Below are 9,425 nucleotides of genomic sequence, written 5' to 3'. Positions count from 1 at the left end.
GGAACCAGAAGTAGATGCCGGCGTAGGTGGCGAACACGATCGTGCCGAACAGCACGTAGTGGAAGTGCGCCACCACGAAGTACGAGTCCGACACGTGGAAGTCCAGCGGCGGGCTGGCCAGCAGCACCCCGGTGAGGCCACCGAACAGGAACGTCACCAGGAACCCGATCGCGAACAGCATCGGCGTCTCGAACGTCAGCTGGCCGCGCCACATGGTGCCGATCCAGTTGAAGAACTTGATGCCGGTCGGCACCGCGATGAGGAAGGTCGTGAACGAGAAGAACGGCAGCAGCACCGCGCCCGTGGCGAACATGTGGTGGGCCCACACCGCCACCGACAGCGCCCCGATCGCGACGGTGGCGAACACGAGTGTCTTGTAGCCGAAGAGCGGCTTGCGGCTGAACACCGGGAAGATCTCGGTGACGATGCCGAAGAAGGGCAGCGCGACGATGTAGACCTCGGGGTGCCCGAAGAACCAGAACAGGTGCTGCCAGAGGATCGCCCCGCCGTGCTCGGGCGCGAACAGCTGGGCCCCCAGGTGCCGGTCGGCCTCCAGACCGAGCAGCGCCGCGGTGAGGATCGGGAACACCATCAGCACGAGGATGACCGTCACCAGGATGTTCCAGGTGAAGATCGGCATCCGGAACATCGTCATGCCCGGGCCACGCAGGCAGACGATGGTCGTCACGAAGTTGACGCCACCGAGGATGGTGCCCAGGCCGGCGACCACCAGACCGAGCAGCCACAGGTCACCGCCCAGCCCCGGCGAGTGCGTGATGTCGGACAACGGGGTGTAGGCGAACCAGCCGAACGCGGCGGCGCCGTCCGGGGTCACGAACCCGGACAGGACGATCGTCCCGCCGAAGAGGAACAGCCAGTACGAGAAGGCGTTCAGCCGCGGGAACGCGACGTCGGGCGCCCCGATCTGCAGCGGGACGATGTAGTTGGCGAAGCCGAACAGGATCGGCGTCGCATAGAGCAGCAGCATGATCGTGCCGTGCATGGTGAACAGCTGGTTGTACTGGTCCACCGACAGGATCTGCAATCCCGGCTGGGCCAGTTCCGCGCGCATCAGCAGGGCCATGAGCCCGCCGATCATGAAGAACGCGAACGACGTGACGAGGTAGAGGATCGCGATGTCCTTGGGGTCCGTCGTCCGCAGGTAGTGCGCGAACGCGGACCCGCGCCTCGCCTCGCGCGGTGGGTACGGCGTGGTGACGATCGGCCTGGGCGGCTGGTGCGAGGTGGTCGACACGGTCGACAGAGCTCCTCGGTCCCGGCGACGGATACGAGGTGTGGGAGTGACCCACCTCACACGGTAGGAGCGGCCCCGGGCCTCGGCAAGAGGTCGCCGACGAGGTCCTCGCCGTCGAGGCGGTGGGGTGCCGGGGTGTCGTGGAGGACGAGCAGGCCCTCCGGCAGGACCGCGAGCCCCTCGGGGCGGTCGCAGCCCCGGCCCACCGCCACCTCGGTGACCTCCTCGACCTCGCCCGCCGTGATCGCCGGCGGCAGCGGGCCGGCCGCGGCACCCCGCAGGCGCAGGATGCGCGCCGGGCCGTCGAGCACCATCGTCGGCCCGGCCAGCACCAGCAGGTCGTCGCCGTCGCGGGCGAGGTCGCGCACGCCGAGGCCCTCGAGGTCCACGAAGCACTTGTCCAGCCGGTCGAGCACGAGCTTCGGGCCGTCGGCGTGCACCGCGACCTCGAGCAGCACCGCCCACCCGCGCAGCACCGGGCCGCGCAGGCCGAGGACCACGCCCCCGCCGTGGTGCGCCGGGCGGACCGCGATCCCCTCGACGTCGAACCCGTTGTCCTTGCCCGGGACGCCGAGGAACGGGGCGAGGTGCTCGTCGTCGGCGAGCGCGCCCCACAGGCCCCGCCGGCCCGACGGCAGCCGCGCGGCCTCGCCCAGCCCGGCGACCTCCTCGCCCGCGCGCACCGTGCGCGGGCCGTCCGGTCCCTCGCGCAGCGGCAGGCGGGCGAGCACCCGGCGGCCCTTCTCGGGAGCGACCTCCGCGAGCCGCGGCCCGATCTCCTCGGGCGGGGTGCCGGGCCGGACCCGCTTGCGCTTGGCGCTGTGCGAGCCGGCGACCCAGAGGCACCCGTCGACCACGTCGAGGCCCTCCGCGTCGACCTCGTCCTCGGGCCCGCCCTTCAGCGCCACCGCGTCGGTGAGTGCGATCGGCTCGGGCGCCTCCCAGTCCAGCGACCCGCCGCCGGGCGCGCGGCGCAGCCGCAGCAGCGAGGAGCCCTCGTCGGGGGCGAGGAACATGGTGTCGGCCGTGACCGCCACCCCGGACAGGTCGACACCGGCGGTCGGGGCGTAGGCGCCGAGGGCCAGGCGCACCGGGAGCGTGGTCATCGCGCAGACCTCATCTCTTCGCGAACGTGAAGACCGCGGTGCGCCCGTCGGACGACTCGAGACGCACCGTCGACCCGTCCTCGACGAACGACCCGCCCTGCGGCACGCGCGTCACGGTGCCGTCGTCCTCGACGTCGACCCAGCCGGGCCCGATGGCGTTCACCCCGAAGTCCACCCCGTCATTGTTCCTCGCCGGACGCCGTTTCGTACTGCTCGTGCGCGTCCGGGTCGACTGCGCGTCGGGCTGGGAGACCTCGACCGGCGCGCCGCTGACCGTCGCCCGGCACGTGGCGCCGGTGCAGCTCACCGAGGTGCTGGTGCCGCCGCTGCAGCCGGCGAGCAGGCCGCCCGCGAGGACGGCCAGGGCCAGCGCGCCGGCGGGGGAACGGAAGGGGGCGATCATGCCGCTACGACGCTCCGACCCGGCCGGAATGTTCCGGCGTCAGGTCAGGATGTCGGCGAGGACCGGCGCCATGTCCCGCGGGGCCCACGCGTGGTCGGCGCCCGGGACCTCGGCGCGCACCGCGTCGGGCAGGGCATCGACGACGGCGTCGGCGGCCGCGGCCATGAACGGCCAGGTCGAGGTGCCGGTGAGCACGGTGGTCGGCACCGTCACCCGCGTGGCGAGCGAGCCGTCGCGCAGCCCGTCGTGCACGCGGGCGAGGGCCTCCGCGTCGGCCGCGGTCGTCGGTGCCAGCCGCCGGTAGCGGTCCCCGTCCGGGCCGTCCAGCATGCCGTCGAGCACCTCGGCCGGCAGGAAGCCCATGGCGAAGCGCAGCGCGGCCTCGGGTTCGCCCGCGCGGTCGACGATGCCGGCGTGGAACGACCACCCGGCCTCGGCCGGGGCGTCCACGTCGAGCGGGATCTCCCAGAGCACCAGCCGGTCCACCCCGGGGAGCTCCGCCGCGGCGGCGAGGGCGATCGCGGCCCCCGAGGAGCTGCCGTAGAGCGCCGCGCGCCCGTCGAGCTCGTCGACCAGGGCCCGGATCGCCGCGATCTCGCCGGCGAGGGTGAAGGGCGTCTCGCCGGTCGACTCGCCCCGACCCGGCCGGTCGTGGTGGACGACGTCGAGGCCGCGGGCGGCGAGCTCGCTCGTCAGCGTCCGGGTCCCCGGGTCGAGGGCTCGCATCTGCCCGAGCCCGCCGACGAGCACGAGCGGCCGCCCGCCCGAGCCCTCGCGGTCATAGGCGATGCGGCGCCCGTCGTCGGTGCGGACGTACACGTCAGCCGGCCACGGCGCGCAGGCGGCGCACGACCTCGTGGGCGCCGAGGGCCCGGGTGACCTCGTAGAGGTCGGGGCTGCGCTGGGCACCGGTGATCGCCACGCGGGCCACGTTGGCGGCGTCGCGCAGCATGCCGGGGTAGGCGTCCGGGTCCTTCTTGTACGTCTTCGGGTTCGGGGCGAAGCCGTGCCGCTGCGCGAGGTCGCGGATCTGCTGGAACCAGGTCGGCTGGTCGCCCTCGTGCGTGTAGGTGTCCGCCAGGTCCGCGGCGACCGTGCGCACGAGCTCCGGGTCCAGCTCGCCGAAGCGCTCGTCGGCGGGGTCGGTGACGTCGGCGAAGAGCTCCGGGAAGAAGAAGCCGTAGGCCTCGCGGAAGTCCGACCACTTCGCCAGGTCCTTGCGCGGGTTCTCCACGCCGACCCGCTCGACGTCGATCGCGGCGGCCGCGAGCTCGGGGTTCGCGTCGAGCACCTTGACGATCTCGGGGTCGTACTCCGCGGCCCACGTCCGCACGCCCGCGAGCACGTCCGGGCCGGGCAGCGTGGCGATGTGGTCGGCGGAGATGTCGGACAGCTTCACCGTGTCGACCAGCGGGCCCGCGAGCCCGAACTCGTCGAGACGCAGCGGCGTGGCCAGGGCCTCGGCCAGCGGCATCTCCGCGAGCCGCGGGTTGGCCAGGCCGCGCAGGTAGTACTGCACGGCGGGCACCGGGAAGCCGGCCTCGAGGTAGAAGTCGACCGACGCCTCGGGGTCCTTGCGCTTGGAGAGCTTGCGCTTCGACCCGCCCTCCTGCTTCATCAGCGGCGCGAGGTGCGCGTAGTCGACGGGCTCGAAGCCCAGCGCGGCGAACAGCTGGCGGTGCGTCGGCACCGACGACAGCCACTCCTCGGTGCGCACGACGAGGTTGGTGCGCATGAGGTGGTCGTCGACGGCGTGCGCGAAGTGGTAGGTCGGCAGGCGGACAGGGCTCGCCGACGTCTTGAGGATGACCACGTCGTTGTGGTTGTCCTCCATCTCGACCCGCCCGCGCAGCCGGTCGGTGAACGCGAACCGCTCCCCCACCTTCCCGTCGGACCGGAACCGCGCCACCCACGGCTTCCCGGCGTCGAGCGCGGCGCGGACGTCGTCCTCGCTCGCGTCGCGCCACGGCGCCCAGCGGCCGTAGTAGCCCGTGGGCAGCTTGAGCGTGCGCTGCGCGTCGGAGATCTCGGCGAGCTCCTCCTTCGTCGCGAAGTCCGGGTACGCCCTGCCCTGGCGCATGAGCTCGCGCACGAAGGCGTGGTAGATCGCCGCACGCGCCGACTGGTGGTACGGGCCGTAGTCGCCGCGGGGCTCCGGCAGCGCCGTGAACACCAGGTCGCCCTCGTCGGGCTCGAGGTCGAAGGCCTCGAACGCCCGCCGGAACTGCTCGTCGGCGCCCTCGACCTCGCGGCTCTGGTCGGTGTCCTCGATGCGCAGGACGTAGACGCCGTCGGTCGAGTGCGCGAGGTCGCGCGACACCATCGCCGTGTACAGGCCGCCGATGTGCACGAACCCGGTCGGGCTCGGGCCGAAGCGCGTGACCAGCGCACCGTCGCCCAGGGCACGCGGGGGGTAGCGCTCCTCGAGCTCGGCGGGCTCGGGCAGGTCGGCCGGGAACAGGCCGTCGACGAGGGCGCGATCGAGCATGGGTCCCGATGCTACGAGGTGCCCGGGAGGTCAGAGCGTGTCGGGCGGCGTGCCGTCGCCGCTCGCGTGGCGGCCGGCGCCGTTGGACTCGGGCTCGGCGGACGTCGCGGCCTCCGCGCGCTGCTCCGCGGCCGCCACCACCTTGGCGATCTCCGGGTCGGTGCTGGTGTCGAACCAGTCGGCGACGTCGGCGTCGGTCTCGCCGGGCCGGGCGATCGGGGTGCCGTCGTCCGGGGAGGGCGTGTAGCGGAAGACGCCGTCGTCGCCGGGCGCGCCGAGCATCTTGGTGAAGCCCTCGAGCGCCTTGCCGAAGTCGCTGGGCACCATCCAGACCTTGTTGGCCTCGCCCTGCGCCATCTGCGGCAGCGTCTGCAGGTACTGGTAGGCCAGCATCTCCGGGGTCGGGCGCCCGGCCTTGATGGCGGCGAAGGTCTTCTCGATCGCCTTGGCCTCGCCCTGCGCCTGGTAGTACTGCGCCGCCCGCTCGCCCTGGGCGCGCAGCATCGTCGACTGCCGGTCGGCCTCCGCCTCGAGGATCGCGGCCTGCTTGGCGCCCTCCGCGGAGAGGATCGCCGCCTGCTTGTTGCCCTGCGCCTGGGCGATGGCGGCCTCGCGGTGGCCCTCGGCGGTGAGGATCATCGCGCGCTTCTCGCGGTCGGCCTTCATCTGCCGCTCCATCGAGTCCTGGATGGAGGGCGGCGGGTCGATCGCCTTGAGCTCGACCCGCACGACCCGCAGGCCCCACGGCCCGGTGGCGTCGTCGAGGGCGCGGCGCAGGCGCGAGTTGATCGTCTCGCGGGACGTCAGCGCCTCCTCGAGGCTCATGCCGCCGACCACGTCGCGCAGCGTCGTGGTGGTGAGCTGCTGCACGCCGTTGATGTAGTCGGAGATCTCGTAGACCGCGTTGCTCGGCTCGGTGACCTGGTAATAGACGACGGTGTCGATGGAGACCGTCAGGTTGTCCTGGGTGATCACCGGCTGGGGCGGGAACGAGACGACCTGCTCCCAGAGCGCCACCCGCTCGCGGATGCGGTCGATGAACGGCACGAGGAAGGTCAGCCCGGGGGCCGCGGTGCGCTGGTAGCGCCCGAGCCGCTCGATGACCGCGGCCTCGGCCTGGCGGACCACGGTGATGCTCTTGACCACCGCCGTGATGATGAGGATCAGCGCGGCGGCGATGGCCACGTAGAGCACGAGCGTCGCGGGCTCCATCAGCTCTCTCCCTGGAGGGGCGGGCGGGACGGGTGGGGCGGGCCGGACGACGGGCCCGTGACCACGGCGGTCGCCCCGCGGATGTCGACGACGACCACCGGGTCGCCGGTGGCGAAGGCCGTACCGTCCGGGCCGTCGTGCAGGGCGCGCGCGGTCCAGAGCGCGCCGCCGATGCGCACGGTGCCGGCGTCGCCGGCGGGGATCGGGTCGACGATCTCGGCGTCGGCCCCGAGCAGCGCCTGCGGGCCGGCGTTGACACCCTCGGCGCGGTCGGTGCGGAAGCGGCGCTGCAGCGCGGGGCGCGCGAGCAGGATCAGCACCAGCGCGGAGAGCCCGAAGACGGCGACGTCGACCCCGAGCGGGGCGCCGAGCGCGGACGCCCCGGCGGTGACCAGCGCGGCGAGCCCGAGCATGAGCAGCACGAAGGTGCCGGTCACGAGTTCGACCGCGACGAGCACCACCCCCGCGATCGCCCACAGCAGCGGGATCACACCGGCGAGTGTGCCAGACGCCACTTGCCGCGAGCGTGAGTTCAGGGATCGACGGTGACGAAGTCGATCAGCTGCTCCATCGCCGTGATCAGGGGCGTCTCGAGGTCGTTCCAGCTCGACACCGCCGACAGCACCCGGCGCGCCCCGGCCCGCTCGTCGCCCCAGCCCAGCGCCTCGCACACGCCGCGCTTCCACTCGATCCCGCGGGGGATGGTGGGCCAGGCCCGGATGCCGACGGTGCCGGGCTTCACGGCCTCCCAGATGTCGATGTAGGGGTGGCCGAGCACCAGCACGTGCGCGGCCGCCGGCCCGAGCTCGCGGCGCAGCCCCTCGGCGATCCGCGACTCCTTGGACCCGGTGACGAGGTGGTCGACGAGCACCCCGAGGCGCCGGCCCGGCCCCGGCCCGAACTCCCGCGCGGCCTCGACGAGCACGTCCGCGCCGTGCAGGGGCTCGACCACCACGCCCTCCACGCGCAGGTCGTGGCCCCAGACCCGCTCGACGACCTCGGCGTCGTGCAGCCCCTCGACCCAGATGCGGTGCGGCAGCGCGGTCCTCGCGCGGACGTTCTCCACGCGGCGCGACCCCGACGCCGAGCGCTGCGGAGCCTTCTCGGGCGCGGCCGCCCGCTGCGGCGGGACCAGCGTGGCCGGGCGCCCCTCGTGCAGGAAGGCGGCGGGCTTGTTCGGGAAGAGCCGGCGGCGGCCCGCGGCGTCCTCGAGCACGACCTCGCGGATGTCGGCGCGGATCACGGCGCCGCAGAAGGTCTCGGCGGCGTCCTCGACCACGAGCCCCGGCTCGGCGACGACGGTGACGACCTCGCGGGCCGGCTTGTGCGACGTGAGCCCCGGCAGCCCGCCGGTGCGCCCCGCGCCCGACGACGGACCGCCGCCGCCCCGGCCGGGCGCGCGCACCGCCCCGCCGGTCGAACGGAATCCGGGGTCGCCGGTGGAGCCGTGCATCCCCCGGCCCTGCGTTCTCGCCACGGACGAACGCTATCCGCGGGCGGTGATCGTCCGGGGTAGACACGCCCGCGCACCTGCCGAACGTGCCTCTCGCCGCTGCTCGCCGGAACGATCTCTCCAGAGAGCCGCCAGAGCAGTGGGCGCGACGACGCTGGGTGCACCCTCGGGAGATCGGGATGGAGAGCGGCCGCGGCGCGGGGTCCCGGTACCGTGGATCGGGTGCCTTGTGCGAGTGCCTCCCTGGCCGTGTGGACCGCGGCGTGGCTCGCCGGCTCGGCCGCCGCGGACGACGTCCTCGACGCGCTGGGGCCCTGGTCGGAGGCGCACGACGTGGTCGCCGCCGACGCCGCGACCGCCGCGGTGACCGACCTGCCGACCCCGGACCACGCCGGCGCCGGGGTGGCCACGCTGCTCGTCCTCGCCCGCCGGCGGGTGTCGCCGCTCGGGCCCGATGCGCGGCTGGTCATGCCCGCGCCCGGCGACGTGCGCGGGCTGCCGGGACCCGAGGCGCTGCGGATCGCGGCGATGGAGGCCGGCGAGTGCGCGGTGCTCGCCGGGGCGGGGCTGGCCGTCGTGCCGGCACCCGTCGCCGACGGCGTCCTGCGCTGGACCGTGCACCTCGTCGACGAGGTCCCGCCCGCCGCGCACCCGAGCCTGTCCGACGCCGAGCACGACCTGCGCAGCTCGGTGCGCGACGCCGCCGACACCCTCGCCGCGATGGACGTCGCCAAGCCGCGCGCGGGGGTCCGCGAGGAGATCGCCGCCGCCCTGCGCCGCCGGCCCGACGCGAGCTGGCCCGCCGGCACACCCGGGCGCCCGCTGCGGGTGCTCCAGCACGCCGACGAGGTCGAGGCCATCGTCATCGCGGCGTCGGGCGACGACCCCGGCGGCGCGGTGTCGTCGTCGGCGACGCTGGCGCGCACCGACGCCCTGCGCCCGCTCGCCACCGCCGTGCGCGCGGCTCGTGTCGCGGCCGTCGCCGAGACCGTGCGGGCGCTGACCGCCGCCTGACCCGGAGGCCGGGCGGCGGTCAGGACCTAGTGGCCGTGCCCGTGACCATGGCCGTGACCATGGCCGTGACCATGGCCGTGACCGTGCCCCGAGGACCCGCCGGTGTCCTTCTTCGGTGCGGGATCGGGAGAGGAGTGCCCGAGGTACGGCTCCCCCGCCCGCAGGGGCGCCTGCTCGTAGCGACCTTCGTGGGCCGCCACGGGGCGGGTGTCCCCGCGGAGCTCGGGGTGCTTCGCCTCGAGCTTCTGGCGCCGGTCCCACTGCCGCTGCAGGCCGGTGACGTACTCCCGGTTCCCGCGGTGGGTGCCCTTCCAGGTCTGGGGCATGTACTCCTTGGACGGCCCCGGGTCGGCGGTCCCGGTGAGCGCGGGGCGGGACGGCACCTTGCGCGTCTCGCCACCGCACTCCGGGCACGCCGGCGCGGGGGCGTCCCGGCCGATCAACCGCTCGAACCGCAGGCCGCAGTCGCAGCGGTAGTCGTAGATCGGCACGCG

10 protein-coding genes are annotated in these 9,425 nt (G+C 74.1%); 1 reads left to right on the top strand and 9 read right to left on the bottom strand.

Annotation, left to right across the window (positions count from 1 at the left end; all coding sequences use genetic code 11):
- The 8 genes from ACFPK1_RS11295 to ACFPK1_RS11260 form a co-directional block, all read right to left on the bottom strand.
- A partial coding sequence (locus tag ACFPK1_RS11295; RefSeq protein ID WP_378021000.1) for a cbb3-type cytochrome c oxidase subunit I occupies window positions 1-1,255 on the bottom strand: 1,255 nt, incomplete at its 3' end.
- A 56-nt stretch (window positions 1,256-1,311) separates the two neighbouring features.
- A complete protein-coding gene (locus ACFPK1_RS11290; protein WP_378020999.1) occupies window positions 1,312-2,361 on the bottom strand; it encodes a DUF3616 domain-containing protein in 1,050 nt (349 codons plus the stop codon).
- Window positions 2,362-2,371: 10 nt separating this feature from the next.
- Window positions 2,372-2,764 carry a hypothetical protein gene (locus ACFPK1_RS11285; RefSeq protein ID WP_378020998.1) on the bottom strand — a complete coding sequence of 131 codons (393 nt, stop codon included), beginning with the start codon at window positions 2,762-2,764 and terminating at the stop codon, window positions 2,372-2,374.
- Between the two features lie 39 nt (window positions 2,765-2,803).
- Window positions 2,804-3,583 carry an alpha/beta fold hydrolase gene (locus ACFPK1_RS11280; protein ID WP_378020997.1) on the bottom strand — a complete coding sequence of 260 codons (780 nt, stop codon included), beginning with the start codon at window positions 3,581-3,583 and terminating at the stop codon, window positions 2,804-2,806.
- Window position 3,584: 1 nt separating this feature from the next.
- On the bottom strand, window positions 3,585-5,252 hold the full coding sequence (locus tag ACFPK1_RS11275; RefSeq protein WP_378020996.1) for a glutamate--tRNA ligase: 1,668 nt from the start codon (window positions 5,250-5,252) through the stop codon (window positions 3,585-3,587).
- 30 nt (window positions 5,253-5,282) lie between these two features.
- Window positions 5,283-6,464 carry an SPFH domain-containing protein gene (locus tag ACFPK1_RS11270; RefSeq protein WP_378020995.1) on the bottom strand — a complete coding sequence of 394 codons (1,182 nt, stop codon included), beginning with the start codon at window positions 6,462-6,464 and terminating at the stop codon, window positions 5,283-5,285.
- The gene (locus ACFPK1_RS11265) at window positions 6,464-6,955 is read right to left on the bottom strand and encodes an NfeD family protein (protein WP_378020994.1); all 492 of its coding nucleotides are present in this window, start codon (window positions 6,953-6,955) and stop codon (window positions 6,464-6,466) included. Before ACFPK1_RS11265 ends, ACFPK1_RS11270 begins: the two co-directional genes overlap by 1 nt.
- Before the next feature lie 41 nt (window positions 6,956-6,996).
- Window positions 6,997-7,941, bottom strand: coding sequence for a DUF3097 domain-containing protein (locus ACFPK1_RS11260; RefSeq protein WP_378020993.1), 945 nt, complete (start codon window positions 7,939-7,941; stop codon window positions 6,997-6,999).
- 198 nt (window positions 7,942-8,139) lie between these two features.
- On the opposite strand from ACFPK1_RS11260, the gene ACFPK1_RS11255 reads away from it, so the two are divergent.
- Entirely contained in the window at window positions 8,140-8,931 is a 792-nt protein-coding gene (locus ACFPK1_RS11255) for a hypothetical protein (RefSeq protein WP_378020992.1), read from the top strand.
- A gap of 26 nt (window positions 8,932-8,957) precedes the next feature.
- Here ACFPK1_RS11255 and ACFPK1_RS11250 read toward each other — a convergent pair whose 3' ends face one another.
- Window positions 8,958-9,422, bottom strand: a complete 465-nt coding sequence (locus ACFPK1_RS11250; RefSeq protein ID WP_378020991.1) for an FmdB family zinc ribbon protein — start codon at window positions 9,420-9,422, stop codon at window positions 8,958-8,960.
- Between the last annotated feature and the right edge of the window lie 3 nt (window positions 9,423-9,425).

Origin of the sequence: Actinomycetospora rhizophila (assembly GCF_042657905.1) — a bacterium.
Lineage (GTDB): Bacteria > Actinomycetota > Actinomycetes > Mycobacteriales > Pseudonocardiaceae > Actinomycetospora > Actinomycetospora rhizophila.
This window is presented reverse-complemented; position numbering and strand designations above follow the sequence as displayed.